The sequence below is a fragment of the Buttiauxella izardii genome (assembly GCF_003601925.1).
GTDB lineage: Bacteria > Pseudomonadota > Gammaproteobacteria > Enterobacterales > Enterobacteriaceae > Buttiauxella > Buttiauxella izardii.
The window spans coordinates 118,430-140,839 of record NZ_QZWH01000027.1; the positions used below are offsets into that span (position 1 = coordinate 118,430).

The 22,410-nt window shown below is 50.5% G+C and carries 20 protein-coding genes; 10 read left to right on the top strand and 10 right to left on the bottom strand.

The annotated features are described in order from the left end of the window. Genes ssuD through ssuE form a run of 3 tightly spaced genes read right to left on the bottom strand, consistent with a single transcriptional unit; the run spans position 1 to position 2,688 of the window. Complete coding sequence (ssuD, locus tag D6029_RS13005) at positions 1-1,146, bottom strand: FMNH2-dependent alkanesulfonate monooxygenase (RefSeq protein ID WP_120065154.1); 1,146 nt, start codon at positions 1,144-1,146, stop codon at positions 1-3. Further along, positions 1,143-2,120 carry a sulfonate ABC transporter substrate-binding protein gene (locus tag D6029_RS13010; protein WP_120065155.1) on the bottom strand — a complete coding sequence of 326 codons (978 nt, stop codon included), beginning with the start codon at positions 2,118-2,120 and terminating at the stop codon, positions 1,143-1,145. Before D6029_RS13010 ends, ssuD begins: the two co-directional genes overlap by 4 nt. Next, the gene (ssuE, locus tag D6029_RS13015; RefSeq protein ID WP_120065156.1) at positions 2,113-2,688 is read right to left on the bottom strand and encodes an NADPH-dependent FMN reductase; all 576 of its coding nucleotides are present in this window, start codon (positions 2,686-2,688) and stop codon (positions 2,113-2,115) included. The genes D6029_RS13010 and ssuE overlap by 8 nt, the downstream gene beginning before the upstream one ends. A 247-nt stretch (positions 2,689-2,935) precedes the next feature. Between ssuE and pyrD the strand changes: the two genes are divergently transcribed. After that, positions 2,936-3,946 (top strand): quinone-dependent dihydroorotate dehydrogenase, encoded by a 1,011-nt coding sequence (pyrD, locus tag D6029_RS13020; protein ID WP_120065157.1) that lies wholly within the window; start codon positions 2,936-2,938, stop codon positions 3,944-3,946. A gap of 174 nt (positions 3,947-4,120) precedes the next feature. Then, entirely contained in the window at positions 4,121-4,663 is a 543-nt protein-coding gene (gene zapC, locus D6029_RS13025; RefSeq protein WP_120065158.1) for a cell division protein ZapC, read from the top strand. Here zapC and D6029_RS13030 read toward each other — a convergent pair. Then, positions 4,660-5,772: a YcbX family protein gene (locus D6029_RS13030; protein ID WP_120065159.1), complete on the bottom strand. Its 1,113-nt coding sequence runs from the start codon at positions 5,770-5,772 to the stop codon at positions 4,660-4,662. The two genes, zapC and D6029_RS13030, sit on opposite strands and share 4 nt — an antisense overlap. A gap of 114 nt (positions 5,773-5,886) precedes the next feature. Between D6029_RS13030 and rlmKL the strand changes: the two genes are divergently transcribed. The 6 genes from rlmKL (at position 5,887) to rmf (ending at position 13,819) form a co-directional block, all read left to right on the top strand. After that, a complete protein-coding gene (gene rlmKL, locus D6029_RS13035) occupies positions 5,887-8,004 on the top strand; it encodes a bifunctional 23S rRNA (guanine(2069)-N(7))-methyltransferase RlmK/23S rRNA (guanine(2445)-N(2))-methyltransferase RlmL (RefSeq protein WP_120065160.1) in 2,118 nt (705 codons plus the stop codon). A gap of 5 nt (positions 8,005-8,009) precedes the next feature. Next, on the top strand, positions 8,010-9,917 hold the full coding sequence (locus D6029_RS13040) for an ABC transporter ATP-binding protein (protein ID WP_120065161.1): 1,908 nt from the start codon (positions 8,010-8,012) through the stop codon (positions 9,915-9,917). A 16-nt stretch (positions 9,918-9,933) separates the two neighbouring features. Beyond that, entirely contained in the window at positions 9,934-11,202 is a 1,269-nt protein-coding gene (gene pqiA / locus D6029_RS13045) for a membrane integrity-associated transporter subunit PqiA (protein WP_120065162.1), read from the top strand. Next, entirely contained in the window at positions 11,192-12,832 is a 1,641-nt protein-coding gene (gene pqiB / locus D6029_RS13050) for an intermembrane transport protein PqiB (RefSeq protein ID WP_120065163.1), read from the top strand. Before pqiA ends, pqiB begins: the two co-directional genes overlap by 11 nt. Next, positions 12,829-13,395 (top strand): membrane integrity-associated transporter subunit PqiC, encoded by a 567-nt coding sequence (pqiC, locus tag D6029_RS13055; RefSeq protein WP_120065164.1) that lies wholly within the window; start codon positions 12,829-12,831, stop codon positions 13,393-13,395. Before pqiB ends, pqiC begins: the two co-directional genes overlap by 4 nt. Before the next feature lie 256 nt (positions 13,396-13,651). Further along, complete coding sequence (rmf, locus tag D6029_RS13060) at positions 13,652-13,819, top strand: ribosome modulation factor (RefSeq protein WP_120065165.1); 168 nt, start codon at positions 13,652-13,654, stop codon at positions 13,817-13,819. Between the two features lie 72 nt (positions 13,820-13,891). Here rmf and fabA read toward each other — a convergent pair whose 3' ends face one another. Together fabA and D6029_RS13070 are read right to left on the bottom strand one after the other, a co-directional pair. Continuing rightward, positions 13,892-14,410, bottom strand: coding sequence for a bifunctional 3-hydroxydecanoyl-ACP dehydratase/trans-2-decenoyl-ACP isomerase (gene fabA, locus D6029_RS13065; protein WP_120065166.1), 519 nt, complete (start codon positions 14,408-14,410; stop codon positions 13,892-13,894). Positions 14,411-14,478: 68 nt separating this feature from the next. Beyond that, positions 14,479-16,233 (bottom strand): AAA family ATPase, encoded by a 1,755-nt coding sequence (locus tag D6029_RS13070; RefSeq protein ID WP_120065167.1) that lies wholly within the window; start codon positions 16,231-16,233, stop codon positions 14,479-14,481. A gap of 175 nt (positions 16,234-16,408) precedes the next feature. On the opposite strand from D6029_RS13070, the gene matP reads away from it, so the two are divergent. Further along, positions 16,409-16,861, top strand: coding sequence for a macrodomain Ter protein MatP (matP, locus tag D6029_RS13075; protein WP_034494358.1), 453 nt, complete (start codon positions 16,409-16,411; stop codon positions 16,859-16,861). Between the two features lie 61 nt (positions 16,862-16,922). Here matP and ompA read toward each other — a convergent pair whose 3' ends face one another. Together ompA and sulA are read right to left on the bottom strand one after the other, a co-directional pair. Further along, on the bottom strand, positions 16,923-17,993 hold the full coding sequence (gene ompA / locus D6029_RS13080; RefSeq protein ID WP_120065212.1) for a porin OmpA: 1,071 nt from the start codon (positions 17,991-17,993) through the stop codon (positions 16,923-16,925). 360 nt (positions 17,994-18,353) lie between these two features. Further along, positions 18,354-18,863, bottom strand: coding sequence for an SOS-induced cell division inhibitor SulA (sulA, locus tag D6029_RS13085; RefSeq protein ID WP_120065168.1), 510 nt, complete (start codon positions 18,861-18,863; stop codon positions 18,354-18,356). Between the two features lie 220 nt (positions 18,864-19,083). Here sulA and D6029_RS13090 point away from each other — a divergent pair, with 220 nt between their 5' ends. After that, positions 19,084-19,698, top strand: coding sequence for a TfoX/Sxy family DNA transformation protein (locus D6029_RS13090; protein ID WP_120065169.1), 615 nt, complete (start codon positions 19,084-19,086; stop codon positions 19,696-19,698). On the opposite strand, the gene yccS is transcribed toward D6029_RS13090, so the two are convergent. Further along, positions 19,695-21,830, bottom strand: coding sequence for a YccS family putative transporter (yccS, locus tag D6029_RS13095; protein WP_120065170.1), 2,136 nt, complete (start codon positions 21,828-21,830; stop codon positions 19,695-19,697). The genes D6029_RS13090 and yccS overlap by 4 nt on opposite strands. Positions 21,831-21,854: 24 nt before the next feature. Continuing rightward, on the bottom strand, positions 21,855-22,301 hold the full coding sequence (locus D6029_RS13100; protein ID WP_034494361.1) for a YccF domain-containing protein: 447 nt from the start codon (positions 22,299-22,301) through the stop codon (positions 21,855-21,857). Between the last annotated feature and the right edge of the window lie 109 nt (positions 22,302-22,410).

The window sequence follows — 22,410 nt, forward strand, 5'->3', positions numbered from 1 at the left end:
TTAGCTTTGCGCGACTTTGCGTGGAATAAAGTCATTCGCCACCACTTCGCCTTTCTCATGAATCTGGCGCGGCTGTGGAATTTGCGGAATGGCGACATCCAGGTGCGGGAACAATAATTCGCCCACGCGATACGCCTCTTCCAGATGTGGATAACCGGAGAAAATAAAGCTGTCGATACCCAGATCCGCATATTCGTTGATGCGCGCCGCAACCGTTGGGCCATCGCCGACTAATGCCGTACCGGCACCGCCACGCACCAGGCCCACGCCCGCCCACAGATTCGGGCTGATTTCCAGATTGTCGCGCTTGCCGCCATGCAATGCCGCCATGCGGTGTTGGCCGACAGAGTCCGTGCGCGCAAAAGCGGCCTGCGCTTTGGCGATGGTTTCATCATCAAGTTGGGAAATCAGGCGATTAGCGGCATCCCACGCTTCTTCATTTGTTTCACGCACAATCACATGCAGACGAATACCGAAACGAACGGTGCGCCCATGCGCTGCGGCTTTGGCGCGAACTTGCTCGATTTTCTCTTTGACTAAATGCGGCGGTTCGCCCCAGGTGAGATAAAGATCAACCTGTTCAGCGGCAAGATCCTGCGCCACATCCGAGGAGCCACCAAAGTAGAGCGGTGGACGCGGTTGTTGAACCGGCGCGAACAGCAGTTTTGCGCCCTTGACCTTAATGTGTTTACCATCGAAATCGACGGTTTCACCTTCCAGTACACGACGCCAGACGTGGGTAAATTCTGATGACGCTTCATAGCGTTCTGCATGATTCAGAAACACGCCGTCAGCCGCTAATTCTTCCGGGTCGCTCCCCGTTACCAGGTTAAATAAAGCGCGTCCGTTTGAAAGTCGGTCGAGCGTTGCCGCCTGACGAGCCGCCACGGTGGGGGAAGTCACGCTTGGGCGCAGTGCTACGAGGAATTTCAACCGCTGCGTTACTGGGATCATGGAGGCGGCAACCAGCCAGGCATCTTCGCAAGAACGACCTGTTGGGATCAGTACGCCGGTAAAGCCGATCCTGTCTGCGGCCTGGGCAATTTGTTGCAGATAAGCATGATCAACCGGACGCGCCGCATCGTTGCTTCCTAAATAGTGGCCATCGCCGTGAGTCGGCAGGAACCAGAATAAGTTTAAGCTCATGATTTATCTCCAGTAGCGGTGGCTGATGGTTGCCAGATTCGGGTGCGGATATCGACTTTTTTAGGGACTAAATGGTTGTCATAAAACAGGTCTGCGGTTTGCTGTTGTTTGGCCGCGGTTTCTGCACTCACCGGGGTAATTACCGTTGGTGGGCGATGATCGAAATAGGTAGCGATGACGTTTTCAGGCAGGCCCATGGTTTTGGCTAACAAGGCTACGCTGGCATCGCGCTGGCTGCGGGTTAACGCATCGGCATCGCTGAATGCTTTAAGAACGTTTTGCAGGAACGGGCCATTTTTCTCCGCGTACGGACGTGAGGCGAGGTAGAACGAACCGGTTTGGTTCAGCTCGCTGCCATCAGTGAGGACACGAACGCCGCCGTTCAAAAGGGCTGAGGAATAGTACGGATCCCAAATCGCCCACGCGTCGACATTGCCTTGCTGAAATGCAGCACGCGCATCGGCTGGCGTTAAATAGGCGGGCTGAACATCAGTAAATTTCAGACCGGCCTTTTGCAGCGCACGCAGCACCAGGTTGTGGGAACTGGAGCCTTTCTGGAAAGCAATTTTATGCCCTTTAAGTTCAGCCACGGTTTTAATCGGGCTGTTCTCTGGCACCAGAATCACTTCGGCTTTCGGTTTTGCCGGTTCGGAGCCGACATACACTAAATCAGCGCCCGCCGCCTGGGCGAAAATGGGTGGAATATCGCCGGTACTGCCCAGATCGATACTGCCGATGTTCAGTGCTTCGAGCATTTGCGGGCCAGCCGGGAACTCAATCCACTGGAATTTTGTATTCGGATACTCTTTTTCCAGAAGCTGGTGGCTTTTCGCCAGCACCATACTCACCGAGCCTTTTTGGTAACCGATGCGCAGTTGTTCTGGCCCGGTTTCGGCGGCGTGAATTGTGGCGCTCAGGCTCAATGCACCCGTTAATACCAGCCAGGGAGCGGTTCGTTTGAGCAGATTAAACATGGGCGACTCCTTGCGTTTTAAAAGGGGAAGTGACGATAAAATCCCGGCGATGCAGAGCCTGCCAGAACGTATCCAGCGAGCTATCAAGACGCTGTTGTAAGTTGTTGCTGAAAACCGGTTTATGCTGGTAATCCGCGATTTGGCTGTCATCAGCAAACACGCCATGCAGAATTTCTTGTGCTTTCAGCGCGTTAAGCACCGGTTTTAAGGCGTAATCGACCGCCAACATATGTGCGACGGTGCCGCCGGTCGCCAGCGGTAGAACGACCTTTTTATCCAGCGCACGTTCAGGCAGCAGGTCGAGCAGGGTTTTCAACGCTCCAGAAAAAGACGCTTTATAAACAGGCGTTGCGATGATCACCCCATCGGCTTGCTCTAATTGTTCAATTAGTGCGAGCAATGCCGGGCTATCGAAACGGGCGTACAGCAAATCTTCAGGCGCGAAGTTTTGTAGATGCCAGTGACAGACCTCGATATCCAGGGCGCTTAACTTTTCGCGGGCATATTCCAGCAGCGCGCTGGAACGAGAGGGGAAGCGCGGGCTTCCGGCCAGGGTTATCACACGCATATTGTTTCCTTATAACTAAATGTTTGCTTTTAGGTAACATTGATAACAATTGAGTGTGATATTCGCGCAGAAGTGTTATTCCGCTAAATGATTTATCTGGTTTTCATTTGCCAGAAATCGCATAAAGGGCAAAGAGAAGAAAACGTTTGCGTTGATTCGTTGTTTTTTGTTGCAGGTCAATTCCATTCAGGGGCGTTATCGTTAATAATACTGCCCCGGTTTGCATACCGGGTATCCAGGAGAGTTCATGTACTACCCCTTCGTTCGTAAAGCCCTATTCAAGCTCGATCCAGAGCGCGCTCATGAAGTGACATTTCAGCAATTGCGTCGTGTAACAGGTACACCGCTCGAATGGCTGGTGCGGCAAAACGTGCCGTCTAAACCTGTGACTTGCATGGGACTGACGTTTAAGAACCCGCTGGGTCTGGCCGCAGGCCTGGACAAAAACGGTGAGTGCATTGATGCGCTGGGTGCCATGGGCTTCGGTTCCATTGAAATTGGCACCGTAACGCCTCGCCCACAGCCTGGAAATGATAAGCCACGCATTTTTCGCATGGTGGAAGCTGAAGGCTTAATTAACCGCATGGGATTCAATAACCATGGCGTTGATAACCTGGTCGAGAATGTCAAAAAATCCCATTTCGATGGCGTGCTGGGCATCAATATCGGCAAGAATAAAGACACTCCGGTTGAGCAAGGTAAAGACGATTATTTGATCTGTATGGATAAAATTTATCCGTATGCAGGTTATATCGCGATCAATATTTCCTCGCCAAATACTCCAGGATTACGCACGCTACAATACGGCGAAGCGTTAGACGATCTTTTATCTGCGATTAAAAATAAGCAGCAGGCGCTCCAGGCATTGCATCATAAATATGTGCCAGTGGCTGTGAAGATCGCGCCGGATCTTTCTGAAGAAGAATTGATCCAGGTTGCTGACAGTTTAGTTCGCCATAATATTGATGGGGTAATTGCCACCAATACGACATTAGATCGTAGCCTGGTTCAGGGCATGAAATATTGCGATGAAATGGGGGGATTAAGTGGTCGCCCGGTTCAGTTAAAAAGCACAGAAATTATTCGCCGCTTGTCGCAAGAATTAAATGGTCGCTTGCCGATTATTGGTGTGGGCGGGATTGATTCAGTGATTGCTGCTCGCGAGAAGATGGCGGCAGGAGCTTCACTGGTGCAAATATATTCTGGTTTCATATTTAAAGGCCCACCGCTGATTAAAGAAATCATTTCAGGTCTGTAATCATTTTACTTTCCAGACAACCGGAGCTTTATTTCCTGCTCCGGTTGTTTTATATTCCATCACTGTTGCTAATTTGAACATATTGGTCTTTTATTAATGTGTTCTTTTACGAGGCGGCGATAAGGATATTTGATATCGCAGTAATATGGATTAAAAGGTAAAGGGTAACTCATTATGCGGATTAAGCCGGACGATAATTGGCGTTGGTATTATGATGAAGAGCACGATCGTATGATGCTCGATTTAGCCAATGGTATGCTTTTCCGTTCCCGTTTCCCGCGTAAAATGCTGACACCCGATGCCTTTGAAAATACTGGGTTTTGTGTTGATGACGCCGCTCTGTATTTCTCCTTTGAAGAAAAGTGTCGCGACCTGGTATTAAGTAAAGAACAGCGCGCTGAACTGGTATTAAATGCGCTGGTCGCGATTCGTTACCTCAAACCGCAAATGCCCAAAAGCTGGCACTTTATTTCTCACGGCGATTGCTGGCAGCCTGCTTCTGGCGATGCGGCTTGCGTCTGGTTAAGCGAAGATATGCAGCAGGTGAATCTGCTGGTGGTTGAAACGGGTAACAACGCGGCGCTCTGCTTGCTGGCACAACCGGGATTACAGTTAGCTGGCCGCACAATGCAGTTGGGTGATGCAATAAAAGTGATGAATGACAGATTAAGGCCGCAACCGATAAGCGACGACCTCAATCTCGATCAGGCGGTTTAATTCCCTGCCAATTCCACGTCGCCCGCAGGAATACAGCTGCAACACAGAATTGTGCCGTCGTCATTGATAGCGCTTTTCTTCAACGCTTTGACTTCCCCGCTCACTAACTTAATTCGGCAACTGCCGCAAATTCCTGCTCTGCACGAGTAGGGCACACGAATGCCTTGCTGCTCGAGTTGCTCAAGCAAAATCTGCTGATTGTTACCGCGAAATTGCTGACCCTGCCAGTCAATGGCGACCGTGCTTTCTGGTTGCTCGAACGGTTCGAGTGATTCAACGCTGGCTCCAGCACCATAAATTTTGGCCGGTTTAGTCGCTAAAATTTCCAGTTCATCACCGACACGAATCACGCCGCTGTTACGGGCTATCAGGTTCTGGCCGAAATCGACATCACCGTTATCCTGCGCCGTACGGAATTTTTGCAGCGTAGCCAGCGGTTCGCCGCTCGGATGCTTACGTCCACGCTCAGGGCTGACGGTGGTGAAAATACAACGGCTGCAAGGTTTGGCGACATCAAACGTCACACCGCCTATTCGCACTACTTGCCAGGTATCTTCTTCCCAGGCTTGCGCGCCGGTGACTACCATATTCGGGCGAAATTGCGTCATTTTGACACTCGCCGGGCAACGGTTTTGTAAATCGCGCAGGGAAGCTTCGTTGGTCAGCAGGAAAGGATAACCGTCGGCAAAAGACAAAGGCACTTCTTGATGGCGTTTCACGCGGCGCGTTAACGTTTCGCCCAGCCAGCGTAAGTGCACCGGTCGAGAGAAAAATCCGCTCAACCACTGGTTGATTTCGTCCGGCGCGATTTGCGCGGTGAAATGATTTCCCCAGACTTCGGTCAGTTCGGCTTCAGGCTGGAAATCTGCAAAACGTACGGTGGCAGAACTACCATCAGGGGCGCTCAGGAACAGGCCATCGTGAGTAATGGCTGGAGTGAAGAGCACCATTTCAGGTGATGTACGGGCGGTAATAAAAGTGCCGTCGGGTTCCGTCACCATAAAGATGCGATCAAACGCTAAACCGCTGGTGGTTGCCTGTGCATGAGAGAGGGCCAGCCCGCGCATCGATTTCACCGGGTGGATGTAAAGCTGGGATAGGGTGATCATCGCATTCCCTGGGCAGAAATAAATAAACAATATAAGAGCCCAACTTTATGACATGCGTGGCGGATTGGCTATAATGCGCCACAATTTTCTTTTTATACCTGATTAAGTGACGATATGAATTCTCTGTTTGCCAGTACGGCGCGTGGGCTTGAAGAGCTATTAAAAACTGAACTGGAGGGCCTTGGTGCGCAAGCATGCCAGGTGGTTCAGGGCGGCGTACATTACCAGGGGGACTCACGTCTGCTCTATCAAAGCCTGATGTGGAGCCGCCTTGCGTCCCGCATTTTGCTGCCATTAAACGAATGCAGCGTCTACAGCGACCTGGATTTGTATCTCGGCGTACAGACCATCGACTGGCCTGCGCTGTTTGGCCCGGATGCCACCTTTGCGGTGCATTTCAGCGGCCTGAACGACGTCATTCGTAACAGCCAATACGGCGCGTTAAAAGTAAAGGATGCGATTGTTGACTCCTTCACGCGTAAAAATCTGCCGCGTCCGAACGTTGAGCGTGAACAGCCAGACCTGCGTATTAACGTCTGGCTGAATAAAGACACCGCCAGCATTGCGCTGGATTTAAGCGGCGAAGGCCTGCATCAGCGCGGCTACCGTGACAGCACCGGTGCGGCACCAATCAAAGAAACGCTGGCTTCAGCCATTGTGATGCGTTCAGGCTGGCAGCCGGGCACGCCGCTGCTCGATCCAATGTGTGGTTCCGGTACTTTGCTGATTGAGGCGGCAATGATCGCCACCGATCGCGCGCCTGGTTTGCATCGCAAGCATTGGGGTTTCCTGGGCTGGGCGAATCACGACGTCGATCTGTGGAAAGAAATCACCACAGAAGCGCAGGTTCGCGCCCGTAAAGGCTTAGGTGAGTACACCTCGCGTTTCTATGGTTCAGATAACGATTCACGCGTGATTGAACGCGCTCGCGCCAACACCCGCCGTGCGGGCCTAGGCGATATCATTAGTTACGAAGTTAAAGACGTAGCAAAACTGACTAACCCGCAGCCAGAAGGCCCGGCGGGTACGGTTGTCAGCAACCCGCCATACGGCGAACGTCTGGACAGCGAGCCTGCGCTGATTGCGTTGCACAGCTTGCTCGGTCGTAACATGAAGAACCATTTCGGCGGCTGGAACTTGTCACTGTTCAGCGCATCGCCAGATTTGTTGAGCTGCCTGCAATTGCGTGCCGAGCGCCAGTTCAAAGCGAAGAACGGCCCGCTGGACTGTGTGCAGAAAAACTATCAGCTGTCAGAAAACAGCACTGGCGCAGCATCAGGCCAGATTGCGGATGATTACGCCAACCGCCTGCGCAAAAATATTAAAAAGCTCGACAAATGGGCGCGCCAGGAAGGTATCGAGTGCTACCGAATTTACGATGCCGATTTGCCAGAATATAACGTTGCGGTTGACCGCTACGGCGAGTGGGTTGTGGTGCAAGAGTACGCCCCGCCGAAAACCGTTGATGCCAACAAAGCGCGCCAGCGTCTGTTTGATGTGATTGCGGCAACGCTTTCAGTTCTTGAGTTGCCATCCAACCGCCTGATCCTGAAAACCCGTGAGCGCCAGAAAGGGAAAAGTCAGTATCAGAAAATGGACGAGAAGGGCGACTTCATGGAAGTGAGCGAATACAACGCTCGTCTGTGGGTGAACCTGACGGATTATCTCGATACCGGTCTGTTCCTCGACCACCGAATTGCGCGTCACATGCTCGGTAAAATGAGCAAAGGGAAAGATTTCCTTAACCTGTTTGCTTATACCGGCAGTGCGACCGTTCATGCGGGTCTGGGCGGCGCGAAAACCACGACTACCGTGGATATGTCGCGTACTTATCTGGAATGGGCTGAACGTAACCTGCGCCTTAATGGTTTGAGTGGCCGCGCTCACCGCCTGATTCAGGCAGATTGCCTGGGCTGGCTGCGTGAAACCGATGAACAGTTTGACCTGATTTTCATCGATCCGCCGACGTTCTCAAACTCAAAACGTATGGAAGAATCTTTTGATGTCCAGCGCGACCACCTCGTGCTGATGAAAGACCTGAAGCGCCTGTTGCGCCAGGGCGGCACCATTATGTTCTCCAACAATAAACGTGGCTTCAAAATGGACTTTGACGGGCTGGCTAACCTCGGCTTGAGCGCTCAGGAAATCACCCAAAAAACTCTGTCGCAAGACTTTGCCCGTAATCGCCAAATTCATAACTGCTGGCTCGTTACTCACGTAGCCAAGGATTAATTGTCATGTCATTAATTAGTATGCACGGTGCCTGGTTGTCGTTTAGCGACGCACCGTTATTAGATAACACTGAACTCCATATCGAAGAAAACGAACGCGTTTGTCTGGTTGGCCGTAATGGCGCCGGTAAATCCACGCTGATGAAGATCCTGAATCGTGAAGTGCCGTTGGATGATGGCCGCATGATTTACGAGCAAGATCTGATCGTTGCGCGTTTGCAGCAAGATCCGCCGCGTAACGTGGCGGGCACGGTTTACGATTTCGTCGCCGAAGGCGTGGAAGAACAAGCTGAACATCTCAAGGCGTATCACGATATTTCTCATAAAGTGATGACCGATCCGAGTGATAAAAACCTCAATGAGATGGCGCGTATTCAGGAAATTCTGGACAACCAGAATCTCTGGCAGCTTGAAAGCCGCATTAATGAAGTGCTGCTGCAATTAGGCCTGGATGCGGATACCGAACTGTCAGCGCTGTCTGGCGGTTGGTTGCGTAAAGCGGCGCTGGGCCGTGCATTGGTTAGCTCTCCGCGCGTACTGCTGCTTGATGAACCGACGAACCACCTGGATATTGAAGCGATCGACTGGCTGGAAGGTTTCCTGAAAGAGTTCCAGGGCAGCATCGTGTTTATTTCCCACGACCGTTCATTCATTCGCAATATGGCGACCCGTATTGTCGATCTTGATCGTGGCAAATTGGTTTCTTACCCAGGCGACTACGACCAGTATTTGCTGGCAAAAGAAGAAGCGTTGCGCGTAGAAGATCTGCAAAACGCCGAGTTTGATCGCAAACTGGCGCAAGAAGAAGTTTGGATCCGTCAGGGTATTAAAGCGCGCCGTACACGTAACGAAGGCCGTGTTCGTGCTTTGAAAGCGATGCGTAATGAACGCAGTGCGCGTCGTGAAGTGCTGGGCAGCGCCAAAATGCAGGTCGAGGAAGCGGCCCGTTCAGGCAAAATTGTCTTCGAGATGGAAGATGTTTGTTACTCCATCGGCCAACGCCCATTGGTGAAAGACTTCTCGGCACAGGTTCAACGCAGCGACAAAATCGCGCTGGTGGGGCCAAACGGTTGTGGCAAAACCACACTGCTGAAATTGATGCTCGACCAGTTGCAGGCCGACAGTGGTCGCGTGCATTGCGGCACCAAGCTGGAAGTGGCGTACTTCGACCAACACCGTGCAGAGCTTGATCCAGACCGTACGGTGATGGACAACCTGGCAGAAGGTAAGCAAGAAGTGATGGTGAACGGCAAGCCGCGCCATGTTCTGGGCTATTTACAGGACTTCTTGTTCCATCCAAAACGTGCCATGACGCCAGTACGCGCGTTGTCGGGTGGTGAGCGTAACCGTCTGTTACTTGCCCGTTTATTCCTAAAACCAAGCAATTTACTGATTCTCGATGAACCGACAAACGACCTGGATGTCGAAACGCTCGAATTGCTGGAAGAGCTGATTGACGGTTATCAGGGTACGGTGATGTTGGTGAGCCACGATCGTCAATTCGTCGATAACACCGTGACCGAATGCTGGATTTTTGAAGGCGAAGGTAAAATTGGCCGCTACGTAGGTGGCTATCATGATGCTAAAGGCCAGCAGGCTTCTGCTCAATCTTTGCGCCAACCTGTGGCAGATAAAGCGCAAAACAACCAGCCTGCAAAGGCGGAAGTTGTTAAACGCGCTGCGAGCAAGCTAAGCTATAACCTGCAACGTGAATTAGAGCAATTACCACAGCGTCTTGAACAACTTGAGGCGGAACTGGAAGCGCTACAAGCGAAGGTCGGAGATGCGGAATTCTTTAACCAACCCCACGATGTGACGCAAAAAACTTTGGCTGATATGACCACTGCGGAAAAAGCACTGGAAGAAGCTTTTGAGCGCTGGGAATATCTGGAAGCTCTGAAAAACGGCGCGTAATACAAGGAGATCCGATATGTGTGCCACGCATCAACATCGTTCACACATATTGTGTTCGCAATGTGACTTACTTGTCGCTCTACCTGTTTTAGAAGACGGCCACAAGGCCGTCTGTCCACGTTGTGGGACAACACTTCTGACTCAGTGGGCATCACCACGTCAACGACCTACGGCCTATGCCATTGCAGCGTTATTTATGCTGTTGCTGGCCAATCTTTTCCCCTTCATCAATATGAAAGTCGCCGGCATGAGTAGTGAAGTTTCACTGCTTGAGATTCCTGGCGTCATGTTTGATGAAGACTACGCTAGTCTCGGCACTTTCTTCATGGCGTTTGTACAAGCGGTTCCCGCCTTTTGCTTGATCACTATTTTGCTACTGGTTAACCAGGCTCCATTATCACTGGCCGTGAAAAAGTGGCTGGCCCGAATCCTGTTCCAGTTAAAGTCCTGGGGCATGGCGGAAATCTTTCTTGCGGGCGTGTTGGTGAGCTTTGTCAAACTGATGGCTTACGGCGACATTGGTGTGGGAAGCAGCTTTATTCCTTGGTGTCTGTTTTGTATTTTGCAGCTACGTGCTTTCCAGTGTGTCGACCGGCGCTGGCTTTGGGACGATATCGAACCTGAGCCTGCGATTGCGGCACCGCTTAAAGTCGGTGTTGCGGGTATTCGCCAGGGGTTGCGTTCATGCCCATGCTGTACCGCCATTGTTCCTGAAGACCAAAAAATTTGCCCACGCTGTGAGACGAAAGGTTACGTCCGCCGTCGACACAGTTTGCAATGGACGCTCGCTCTGTTGCTGACATCCATTATGCTTTATCTGCCTGCCAATATTTTGCCGATCATGATCACCGAAGTGTTGGGAAGCAAAATCCCATCGACGATTATTGCCGGGGTTATTTTGTTGTGGAGTGAAGGCTCCTACCCGGTGGCAGGCGTGATTTTCATTGCCAGTATTATGGTTCCGACGCTCAAAATGTTGGCGATCGCGTGGTTATGTTGGGATGCCAAAGGCCACGGGCGTCGTGATAGTGAACGCATGCATTTAATCTACGAAGTGGTCGAATTTGTTGGGCGCTGGTCGATGATTGATGTGTTCGTGATTGCGGTTTTATCAGCGCTGGTGCGCATGGGAGGACTGATGAGTATCTACCCGGCAATCGGCGCTGTCATGTTTGCGTTAGTGGTTATTTTGACAATGTTTGCTGCGATGACCTTTGACCCTCGCTTGTCCTGGGATCGCGCACCGGATTCAACTCATGAGGAGTCGTCTGAGCATGGAAAATAAAAGCGGGGAAGCAAAAGTCGCAAAGGTTAAAAACTGGTCCCCGGTATGGATTTTCCCTATCGTTACTTTGCTGATTGGCGCGTGGATTTTATTTTATCACTACAGCCATCAGGGACCTGAAGTAACGCTGATCACCACCAATGCCGAAGGCATTGAGGGTGGGAAAACCATGATTAAAAGCCGCAGCGTTAATGTCGGCGTCGTGGAAAGCGCAGTGCTTTCAGATGATTTGCTACATGTCGAAATTACGGCTCGTTTAAATTCGGGCATGGAAAAACTGCTGCATAAAGACTCGGTGTTTTGGGTCGTGAAACCGCAGGTCGGACGCGAAGGTATTTCTGGCCTGGGTACGTTGCTTTCTGGTGCTTATATCGAACTGCAACCCGGGAATAAAGGCGCAAAAAATGAGCGCTATGATTTGCTGGATGCACCGCCACTGGCACCGCCTGATGCAAAAGGTATCCGCATTACGCTCGATAGTAACAAAGCCGGGCAACTCTCTCCGGGCGACCCGGTTCTGTTCCGTGGTTATCGCGTGGGTTCTGTTGAAACCAGCACTTTCGATGCGGCAAAACGTAGCATCAGCTATCAGCTGTTTATCAGCGCGCCAAACGATCGTCTGGTGACCAGCAATGTGCGTTTCTGGAAGGACAGCGGCATTGCCGTTGATATGTCATCCCAGGGGATGCGCGTTGAAATGGGTTCGCTCACCACGTTATTTAGCGGCGGCGTGAGTTTTGACGTGCCGGAAGGCTGGGATCTTGGTAAACCCGTTACGGCAGGGAGCGAGTTCAACCTGTTTGACGATCAGAAAAGCATTCAGGACTCCTTGTATACCGATCACATTGATTACCTGATGTTCTTCAAAGATTCGGTGCGTGGTTTGCAACCGGGTGCTCCAGTTGAATTCCGTGGTATTCGCCTCGGAACGGTCGCGAAAGTGCCATTCTTCACCGAAGGCATGCGTCAGAAAATCAACGATGACTTCCGTATACCGGTGCTGATTCGTCTTGAGCCAGAGCGTTTGCAAAATCTGGTCGGTGATGATGTCCATCTGCAGGACAACATGACTTCGCTGATCCAACGTGGTTTACGGGCTTCAATGAAAACCGGCAGCCTGGTGACGGGGGCATTGTTTATCGATCTTGATTTCAATCCTAAAGCTCCACCGGTTACCGATTTGCCGACGTTTAATGGTTATCCGATTATCCCAACGATGAGCGGTGGCCTGGCGCAAATCCAACAACGATTGCTGGAAACTCTGGATAAGATTAACAACTTGCCATTGAATCCAATGATTGAGCAAACCACGAGTTCGCTTGCGGAAAGTCAGCGCACTATGAAGCGCCTGCAGCAGACGCTCGATAATCTGAACAAGATTACCGCGAATAAGTCGATGCAATCGCTGCCTGAGGATATGCAGTCAACGCTTCGCGAGCTGAACCGCAGCATGCAAGGCTTCCAGCCGGGTTCTGCGGCGTACAACAAGATGGTGGCGGATATGCAGCGTCTTGATCAGGTTCTGCGTGAGTTGCAGCCTGTGCTGCGTACGCTGAACGATAAGAGCAATTCGCTGGTCTTTGAAGCGAAGGATAAAAAAGATCCCCAGCCGAAGAGGGCAAAAGAATGAAAAAATGGCTCCTATTGATTGCTGTATTAGCCTTAACGGCCTGTAGCAGTAGCGACGACGGAAAAACGTATTACCAACTGCCTCAGAGCTCAACGCCTGCTATGCAGGCTGTGAGCCAGCCTGGAACCCATTTATTATGGGTGGAACAGGTAGCGGTTCCTGATTACCTCGCCGGAAACGGCGTGGTTTATCAAACCAGCGATGTTCAGTATGTGATTGCGACGAGTAATTTGTGGGCGAGTCCATTGGATCAGCAACTGCGCAATACGTTGGTAAGCAATCTGAGCAGCGCATTACCCGGTTGGGTGGTGGCTTCACAACCGCTGGGCAGCCTTCAGGATACTCTGAATGTTAACGTGACGGGGTTCCACGGGCGCTATGACGGCAAAGTGATTGTGAGTGGCGAATGGTTGCTTAATCATCAGGGGCAATTGATAAAACGCCCGTTCCATTTGGAGCTCAAGCAACAAGAAGATGGTTATGATGCCATGGTAAAAACCTTAGCTCAGGCCTGGCAGCAAGAAGCGCAAAGTATCGCCAGCCAGCTAACGCGTATTAATTAATCTTCTGTGTAGCACAAAAAAGCTGCGTACTTCGATAGCAAATCGAAGCGCAGCTTTTCTTTTGGCATTAACCCATTACCCGCTTCATGTCTCATTTTTATCTCAAATTTCATCACGCGTAGCTCTCATTTATGACATTGGCGTGAATTTTGCGCATTGACGATGGCTGATTTTGAAGGTATTCGTTATATGTGCCTGCACATTTTGCAGACACTGTTTTCTTTCCACCAGATTAAAGAAATGAGGGAAACGAGGCATGAAGAGACAAAAACGAGATCGCCTGGAACGGGCTCATCAACGTGGTTATCAAGCAGGTATCGTCGGACGTTCCAAAGAGATGTGTCCGTATCAGGCACTGAATCAGAGGTCGTACTGGATGGGAGGCTGGCGAGAAGCCATGGAAGACAGGGCGGTTACCGCGTAATCACTGTCTCTTTAGAAAAAGAAACCTCCGCCATGCGGAGGTTTCGCGTTTTAGAGCTTAGAAGAACAGCTCTTAGAAAGCAGACGTATCTTTGAACAGACCCACTTTCAGATCGGTAGCGGTGTAAATCACACGGCCATCAACCAGCACTTCACCATCAGCCAGGCCCATAATCAGGCGGCGATTCACGATGCGTTTGAAGTGAATACGGTAAGTCACTTTCTTCGCGGTTGGCAGAACCTGGCCGGTAAATTTAACTTCACCCACGCCCAGTGCACGGCCTTTACCTTCGCCACCCAACCAGCCCAGGTAGAAACCAACAAGCTGCCACATCGCATCCAGACCCAGACAACCAGGCATTACAGGATCGCCGATAAAGTGGCAACCGAAGAACCACAGGTCAGGATTGATATCCAATTCTGCTTCAACGTAACCTTTATCGAAGTTACCGCCGTCTTCGGTCATCTTGACCACGCGGTCCATCATCAGCATGGATGGCGCAGGCAACTGTGGGCCTTCAGCACCAAACAGTTCGCCACGACCAGAGGCAAGAAGATCTTCTTTTGTATAGGATTCGCGTTTATCTACCATGTTTACAGTAAGCCTTTTTATAATGAAGCACGCATGTTAGCTAACACGTGTACGCTCAACAAGTCCGATCAGTTCGGGGTGAACCAGTTAAGCCAACGTAATGGCCACGGATAACGATGCCGAATATCTTGCGCGGATGCCTGAGCGATTCGCTCTTGTACCGCACGCAACAGCGTATTTTGCCCTTCGCCATCCCAGGGCAAGTTTGTTAATAAGGGTAGTGCATCTGTGACATCCTCGATGGCCCAAATGGTGAATTGCCCTTGCTCTACCGCATCCAGAACATCCTGATGCAAACAAAGGTGACGCACATTCGCAACAGGGATAATCACGCCTTGTTTGCCGTTAAATTCGCGTTGCTGGCAAATACGGAAGAAACCTTCAATTTTCTCGTTCAGACCACCAACCGGTTGTACACGACCAAACTGGTCGACTGAACCGGTCACCGCGATATGTTGATAAATCGGCACATTTGCCAGCGCACTGATTAATGCACACAGCTCGGCCATAGAAGCGCTATCGCCGTCAACTTCGCTATAAGACTGTTCAAAAGTCAGCGAAGCGGAGAAGGGGATTTGCTGGTCAAGTTGCAATTCAGACATCAAAAATGCCTGCATAATCATCATGCCTTTCGCATGAATATTGCCACCCAATTCAGCTTTGCGTTCAACGTCAGTAAATTCACCATCACCAACATGCACGACGCAACTGATTCGCGAAGGTTCGCCAAATGCGCGCGGATGGCCTGGGAATTCAATCACGGACAAGGCGTTGATCTGGCCGACCATTTCCCCTTCGGTTTCGATAAGGATTTGCTCGAGCAGGATTTCATCCTGCATGCGTTCAGCCAGATAACCTTCGCGCCATTCGCGCTGCGCTAGCATCTGCGTTAGCTCTTCGGCACCAAAGCTTTCATCTTCGGTGAAAGCGGCGACTTCACGCAGTTGGCGACCGATCCACGACGGACACAGCGGCAACGTTTCCTGATCGCCGGTATAACGCACGGCTTCACGAATTAAAACTTGCCATGCGTCATTTGCCGGGACAGGTAGCGATTTTGACTGTGCGACGGCATAAATCCACTGGCACCACAACGCCATATCATCGGCAGAAGTGATTTGTAGATTCTCTTCAAATTCGCTGTAAATAGCGGACGTCGCCAGCTCGGGTTCCATATCCTGGAAATCAGCCAACGATTCGCGCTCGCCAACCAGAACTAGCTTCAGGCTAAGTGGAAGTGAGGGAATGTTAACCGGCAGCGGACGCGTTTCATCCGGAGAAATCCAGTCGAAACGGCCTTGAATAACCATTTGTTTGAGCCGTAGCCACAATAGCGGTTGCGCTAAAACACTGCGCAACGACAGCACCAGAATGCCACCATTAGCACGGTGAACCAGACCTGGAGTCAGAGTGATTTCACCGGCGAACTGGCGCACGCATCCGAAGAGTTGGTCCGCTTCAATCCAGTCAGCCGCAACCACTTCAGAATGGCCCGCAAAGTTGTCGTCTGCTGATTCGGCAGGGCGCAACGTAATGCGCGAGCCTTCAATCAGGTAATGACCCCCTGTCAGGGCATTGTCCTGCGACCAGCATTCGCGTGCGGCAGCGGCAATGAGATTAAGGTATTCGGCTTCTTCAGCGGCTTTTACCAGCATCAGAACGGCCGAGGCTACCGGTTGGCTGAGCTGCACCAGGCCATAAGACAGGCGCGGTTGCACAGCGGAGAAAGGGGCAGTTTCGGAATCATAAGGCTGTGCGAAAATTTCCTGATAGCTTTCGGTATCAGGTACAAGAGCACGCCATTCAAGTCGATTAGTCGTCAAAGTCGCTATTTATTAATTAGATGTCAAAGGCGCGATTATACAAGAATAGCCAGGGCAGCACACGGTTTATGCGGGGCGGCAAGTTTACTTAGCTCACAGCTTTCATTTTTCAGGTAAGCGAAAATAAAAAAAACTGTTATTCTGAAGTGAGTTACACGGTCACACTGAGACAACAATGAAATATCAACAGTTGGAAAATCTCGAGAGCGGCTGGAAGTGGAAGTATCTGGTTAAAAAACACCGCGAAGGCGAGCTAATCACACGTTATATCGAGGCGAGTGCAGCGAAAGAAGCTGTTGATGAGTTGTTACGCTTAGAAAATGAACCGGTGCGTGTTTTGAGCTGGATAGAACAGCATATGAATCCAGAACTTCACAACCGCATGAAGCAAACCATCCGCGCGCGTCGTAAACGGCATTTTAATGCTGAGCATCAGCATACGCGTAAGAAATCTATCGACCTGGAATATTTGGTCTGGCAGCGTTTAGCAGGGCTTGCTCATCGGAGAGGGTGCACGCTTTCAGAAACGATTGTGCAATTGATTGAAGATGCTGAGCGTAAAGAACAATACGCCAATCAGATGTCATCGCTTAAACAGGATCTGCAGGCATTGCTCGGTAAAGAGTAAACTTCTTAAGAATTTAAAAACAAAAAACCCCGCCGAAGCGGGGTTTTTTTATAACGGTAACTTATGCCGCAGGCTGAGTTACAACGTCTTTGATACCTTTAACTTCGATCTCTACGCGACGATCTGGAGCCAGGCAATCAATCAGTTTAGCTTTAGGAGCTACGTTATCACAGGTGTTGCCAGTAACTGGGTTAGATTCGCCCATACCACGTGGGGAGATCTTGTTAGCTGGGATACCTTTAGAGATCAGGTAATCAACAACAGACTGTGCACGTTTGTCAGACAGTTTCTGGTTGTATTCGTCAGAACCGATACGGTCTGTGAAGCCCAGAACAACTACTGAACCGTCTTTTGGATCAAGGTTGCTCAGCTGAGTGTACAGCTGATCCAGTGCCTGTTGACCTTCTGGTTTCAGAGTTGCTTTGTTGAAGTTGAACAGAACATCAGACTTCAGAGTGAAGTGCTTGGTCTGTACTTCTGGAGCTGGTGCTGGAGCCGGAGCTACAACTGGAGCTGCATCGTATTGACCGAAACGGTAAGAAACACCCAGGCTCAGCATGCCGTTGTCTGGACGAGTACCAACTGTTTGTGCGTCACCGATGTTGCTAACCCACTGGTAATCCAGGCGAGTTGCGATATCACGGGTGATTGCATATTCAAGACCAACAGCAGCTAAAGGAGAAACACCGGTATCGTGATCGCTCAGGCGAGTAGCACCGTTGTTGTAGTTACCTTTAGAGTCTGCACGCCAAACCATACCACCCAGACGGGTATACAGGTCCAGATCGTCAGCAATTGGGTAGCTCAGTTTAGCAGCCAGTTGAACGCCTTGCGCTTTGAAAGCACCGTTATCAACGCTGCCTTTATATGGCATACGACCTAACCAGTCGTAACCCATTTCAAAACCAACGTACGGGTTAACCTGGTAACCACCGAACGCACCAGCACCCAGTTGGCTGTTGTGAGTTGGGCCATTGTTGTTCTGATAGCCGTTTCCGTAGAAACCGGTGTCATGGAACTGGGACCAACCCAACTTACCACCTGCATACCAGGTATTATCTTTCGGTGCGGCTTGCGCTACGGTAGCGAAGCCAGCCAGTGCCACTGCAATCGCGATAGCTGTCTTTTTCATTTTTTGCGCCTCATTATCATCCAAAAAGGCCATGAGCTTTAAAAACGCTCTAAAGCCCAGGGTTAAATCCTTCGCCCGAGTTTATGCTCACTTGTTACTCTACCGATCAATCGGTGTTATGGAAGAGCAACCCTGGCGAGCTAAAGTCTACAACGTAGTTGAAAACTTACAAGTGTGATGTCCGTCAGGCATATGAAAAAAAACGACTTGTGTACACATTTTCTAACAACTTCGCGCAGAATTTATACTCAAATATTTCTAGAGAACGCCGCTACAAGCGGCTTGAGGCTTGGTTCCCCGATGAATCACAAAGATTTGTCAGGAGCGCAAGAAAAGTTCCAGGATTTCTCTTAAATTTACTTAATGATACAAACTAGAATGAATTTTTAGGCCGGTTCGTGGTCGACACCCTGTTTTCGAGGTGTGCATAGGACGCATTATGAAGCCGATTGCATTACCCATTTCGGCTGCCGATGACAGCTGTAAATGTTCTTCATCTGTTAATTCTTTGGGCAACCAACCGATGACCACGCTGTAATTTCCAGTCTGCAATGCTTTTACCATAGCATCAACGGTGAAAAGTGGATCTAACTGGCTCACCTGCATCACTTTTGTAAGCGGCAGACCTGCCGAAAGAACCCATTGACGACTCAATTTTTGCTGTGGTGTCAGCCAAAGCTGCCAACGTGACTGTTGCCCGAGCTGTTGAAGCAGCGGCAATAATACCAATTGCGTAACCCATGGCTGATCTTCGCTATAGATCACTTCACTAATCAACCCTTTAGTATTGTTACCTGCTGATGACTGCGCCAAAGAAGACGCAGTAGAAGGAAGAGTGGCAACGTGAGTCTGAATGTTACGTGATTGCATAGTTAATCCCGCCTGATGGGTTACTGTATGAATATACAGTAATGCGTATCAGGACAAAGATCAATCTAAATTTCGGAAAGCATATCGCAATTCCAACACGTAAATCGGCGGAATGCGAAAATGTGATTGCTGTCTGTCATGAGGTTACCTATTTTCGTGTTACTGGGAACAGTAATAAGCCGTCCCGATGTGTTATAGCATGATATTTAAGGATATATTCATGAAGAAGCGATCTTATGCAAGGATTCATCAGTCGAAAGAATGCTTATCTCCGCTAGGCGATATTAGCCATCGCTCGCTGTTTGGGGGCTATAGTTTGACGGTCGAAAATGTGGTGTTTGCCATGGTTTCGGAAGGGGAGCTTTACCTGCGAGCCTGTGAGCAAACCGAGGTTTATTTTGTTAAGAAGGCGGCACCACCTTTGCTTTACAACAAACGCGGGCGAACGATTGAACTTAATTATTTCCGTGTTGATGAAGGGTTGTGGGGCGATCAAGAAAAACTCTTACAACTGTCAACGGATGCTTTGTTTAGTGCCCGCCGTGAAAAATCCCGCCATAAAGCTCAGAAACGGCTCAAAGACCTGCCAAATTTGACCCATGGCCTGGAAATGATGCTGTGGGAGGCGGGTATTGCTGATGTAAGAACGCTCCATGCCTATGGTGCAAAACGTTCCTGGATAAAGTTGAGGAATGTAAAAAAAGGTCTGGGGGTGAGAGTGCTACTTGCTTTAGCGGGGGCAATTTGCGGGATTCATGAAGCTGCACTCCCGGCGACAACGCGCCAGGAGTTAGTGGAGTGGGGGCAATTATACGAGTTGCGGCATTCCCGCTAATCGTACTGTTGCGAGACAAGCTGCTGGAGGCGAGATATTTCTGGTAGTAGTGCAACCAACAGGCCAACTTGCTGAAGGACTAATGGCTCTTTGGTCTCTGGTTGCGGCTCCAGCGAACTTATCCGCTCTGACAACCCCTGCAACGCTTTTTGAACACGTTCTTCATCTGCGGGCAAATGGTGAAGCGCATCATCGACATAACAGACGGCGTCATCAAGCAGCAATAAAATCTCTTCATTGGTCAGCTTTTCGCGGTGCGCACCCAACGCAGAGATATAACTGTTGAATGTGTGATTGAGGCACAACAAACGAAACGCCGTTTCCCGGCCTTCAGGCGTGACGCGAGGTTCTGATGACATGTTGGAAACCACCGAGGCTAATTCAGCGTCTTTGTTGTGAGCATCCCGACGGGCAATACGATACTCGAGGCGATTATCCCGGCCTTGATGATACTGCTCAAGAATGGCATCCAGATAACGGCAATTGGCATTGAATGCCCGCTCTACTACTAATGGCAGCCGACGGAAACGCCAGTCTGGCCAGATGAATGTCACCGCCGCCCATGCGATCCCACAACCCAACAGGGTGTCGAAAATTCGCGGCATGGCCACTTCAAAACCTTCGCCCAATAGGTTGAAACACAGCAACACCAGCAGCGTGATAAACATGGTGGCATGCGCGTATTGCACGTTACGAAATGCAAAGAACAGCACGCCAGTAATCACGATCAAAACGAGCTGCCCTTCGAGTGACGGCACAAAGTAGAGAACCGGCAAGCCGATCGCCACGCCGACCAGCGTGCCGATAATACGCAGCGCCAAGCGACGGCGTGTGGCGCTGTAGTTAGGTTGGCACACAAAAAGACTGGTCAGGAGTATCCAGTAGCCATGCTTGAGCCCGGTCAACTGAATAAACGCATAGCCCACGCACAGCACAACAGACATACGTACCGCGTGGCGGAACAATGCAGATTCCGGCGTCAGGTTGCGCTTCAGCCGTTGCCAGATATCGCTAAAGCCGGTTAAACGATCATCGAGCAAGCGGTTTTCAATATCACGTTCTGGTGCAGCCAGTGCCTGTTCAGATTCAATCGTCGCCAGTTGAGCATCAATAGCGCGCAAATTACTGACCAGGAAACCCAGAGCTTTTAGCTCGCTCGCCAGCGCTGGGTCAGTTTTTAACCTTTCAATCGCGGCGTCCAGATGGGTAAATGCCCGCTCAAAACGCGGATCGTGCTGATACTTCACACGGAGCAAAACAGAGCGCGAAAGCTGCAAACAGGCTTGCGATTGCAGGGTCAGCAGGCGCTGAAAGCGAAACATAATGTCGCTATAACGGAATTTATCGCGAAGGGCCTGATATTGAATATGGGATGAACTCGCGCGCTCGTGAATATCCTGGGCGACAAAATAGTAGTGCAGCGTCCGACGCGTGCCGCGCTGTCCGCGATCGCCACGCAAACGCGTCAATAAAGAGCCTTTGGTCTGGTTCAGCGTCGTGACAAGCTGACTGTTAGCCATTGCAAGCTCAAGCATCGGGGCCTGGCTTTCTTCTTCGATATCGGGGTCAAAAAGGGTGGCTTTGACTTCCAGATAGCGCGCAAGGCTTTCATAACAACGGGCCAGGTTATCTTGTAGCGGGCGGATGGGGAAAATCAGATGCCCGGCAAGCGTCAACAAGTTGTACCAGATGGCACCGGCCAACAGCAGAATCGGTTGTTGATACCAGTGCTCGTATAAAGAAATGCCCAGCATGGTATAGATGGCAATAAGCAGTGCGCCAAAGGCAATGGTGGCATAACGCTGGCCTAAACCGCCCAGCAGAATAAATCCGCTGGTGGAAACCATTAACCCAATGCCAAACAGCACGGGCCATGGGTATAGCAATTCCACAGATGCCGAAGCGATAAAGAAGCTAACCAGCGTAATCAGAAGGTTGCGTAAACGCCCGGTCAATCGGTCATCTAAATCGGCAAGCGCTGCGGCAACCACACCCAGCGTCAGCGGAATCGTGAGCTTAACTTCTCCCATCCACCAGGGCAGGGCAGCAGTGCCAGTGAGCGCAATAAAAATGCGCAAGTTATACAACCAGGCACTGTTCCAGGTATAGCGACGCAGAATTGGACTAAGCATTAATACTCACTATTCTTGTCAGAATTACTGGAAACGACGGCGGGCGTTAGCTTCGCGAGCAGCCTGTGCGACTTCAACTGAAACAACACGACGGCCTACAGGCCAAAGCGCGATGACCGCAATTTTGAAGTTAGCGATTCCCACAGGAATACCGATAATGGTGATGCATTGGGCAATGCCCGTAGCGATATGGAGTAAGCACAGCCACCAGCCGAAAAATATCAGCCAAATGATGTTCAGCAAAGTGCCGCCGGTATTCAGAATGGCGCTTTTCCCTTGAGGGTTGAGCTCGTCGACATGCACTGCTTCGTTACCGTATGGTACGAAAGAGAGTTTAGTAATCTCCCAGCAGGATCGTGTCAGCGGCAGCGTGAAAATAAAAATGATACTGACAAGCGTGGCCAGCAACCAGGATAGGGTGGTCAGAAAACCGCCGAGTACAAAGTTCAATACATTTAGGACTGTACGCATAATCACTCTTATTTAGGGTGTAAATAAATAACCACAACAATTGTAACGCGTTTTTACTCTGGAGCGTCATTCCTTCGCCGGGTAAACTTAACCACAATCACCATTCTGG

Excerpts from the sequence above, each read along its gene's own strand:
- ssuD (WP_120065154.1), bottom strand. The coding sequence starts at position 1,146 with ATGAGCTTAAACTTATTCTGGTTCCTGCCGACTCACGGCGATGGCCAC.
- D6029_RS13010 (WP_120065155.1), bottom strand. The coding sequence starts at position 2,120 with ATGTTTAATCTGCTCAAACGAACCGCTCCCTGGCTGGTATTAACGGGT.
- ssuE (WP_120065156.1), bottom strand. The coding sequence starts at position 2,688 with ATGCGTGTGATAACCCTGGCCGGAAGCCCGCGCTTCCCCTCTCGTTCC.
- pyrD (WP_120065157.1), top strand. The coding sequence starts at position 2,936 with ATGTACTACCCCTTCGTTCGTAAAGCCCTATTCAAGCTCGATCCAGAG.
- zapC (WP_120065158.1), top strand. The coding sequence starts at position 4,121 with ATGCGGATTAAGCCGGACGATAATTGGCGTTGGTATTATGATGAAGAG.
- D6029_RS13030 (WP_120065159.1), bottom strand. The coding sequence starts at position 5,772 with ATGATCACCCTATCCCAGCTTTACATCCACCCGGTGAAATCGATGCGC.
- rlmKL (WP_120065160.1), top strand. The coding sequence starts at position 5,887 with ATGAATTCTCTGTTTGCCAGTACGGCGCGTGGGCTTGAAGAGCTATTA.
- D6029_RS13040 (WP_120065161.1), top strand. The coding sequence starts at position 8,010 with ATGTCATTAATTAGTATGCACGGTGCCTGGTTGTCGTTTAGCGACGCA.
- pqiA (WP_120065162.1), top strand. The coding sequence starts at position 9,934 with ATGTGTGCCACGCATCAACATCGTTCACACATATTGTGTTCGCAATGT.
- pqiB (WP_120065163.1), top strand. The coding sequence starts at position 11,192 with ATGGAAAATAAAAGCGGGGAAGCAAAAGTCGCAAAGGTTAAAAACTGG.
- pqiC (WP_120065164.1), top strand. The coding sequence starts at position 12,829 with ATGAAAAAATGGCTCCTATTGATTGCTGTATTAGCCTTAACGGCCTGT.
- rmf (WP_120065165.1), top strand. The coding sequence starts at position 13,652 with ATGAAGAGACAAAAACGAGATCGCCTGGAACGGGCTCATCAACGTGGT.
- fabA (WP_120065166.1), bottom strand. The coding sequence starts at position 14,410 with ATGGTAGATAAACGCGAATCCTATACAAAAGAAGATCTTCTTGCCTCT.
- matP (WP_034494358.1), top strand. The coding sequence starts at position 16,409 with ATGAAATATCAACAGTTGGAAAATCTCGAGAGCGGCTGGAAGTGGAAG.
- ompA (WP_120065212.1), bottom strand. The coding sequence starts at position 17,993 with ATGAAAAAGACAGCTATCGCGATTGCAGTGGCACTGGCTGGCTTCGCT.
- sulA (WP_120065168.1), bottom strand. The coding sequence starts at position 18,863 with ATGCAATCACGTAACATTCAGACTCACGTTGCCACTCTTCCTTCTACT.
- D6029_RS13090 (WP_120065169.1), top strand. The coding sequence starts at position 19,084 with ATGAAGAAGCGATCTTATGCAAGGATTCATCAGTCGAAAGAATGCTTA.
- yccS (WP_120065170.1), bottom strand. The coding sequence starts at position 21,830 with ATGCTTAGTCCAATTCTGCGTCGCTATACCTGGAACAGTGCCTGGTTG.
- D6029_RS13100 (WP_034494361.1), bottom strand. The coding sequence starts at position 22,301 with ATGCGTACAGTCCTAAATGTATTGAACTTTGTACTCGGCGGTTTTCTG.